The organism is Pseudomonas sp. AC463 (genome assembly GCF_979253585.1).
Window position 1 is genome coordinate 1 of the sequence record NZ_CEEDDZ010000795.1, and the last position, 259, is coordinate 259.

1 protein-coding gene is annotated in these 259 nt (G+C 66.4%); it reads left to right on the forward strand.

From position 1 onward, the window contains the following. Positions 1 to 259: hypothetical protein (locus AC0IYH_RS32405; RefSeq protein ID WP_471838438.1), on the forward strand; the 259-nt coding region annotated here is incomplete at both ends.

Here is a 259-nt window from a genome sequence, read left to right on the forward strand (position 1 = left end):
GCCCGATACCTGACCGATCGCGGTGCGTGGCTGCTGCCGATCCCGATCGTGACGAACGGCAGCGGCGACATCAGCGCCTATCCGGGTTTCGACGCGGGGACCGGCACGCTGATGGGCCGCGATACGCGGATCACCACCAACGTGGTGGGGCGCACCATCGATCTGGCGGACGGTCGCGGTGCGAACATCATCAACACCGGCATCACCTTCGAATACGAGGTCGCCGACGGGCTGCGTTTGCGCGAGCGGACCAGCTATC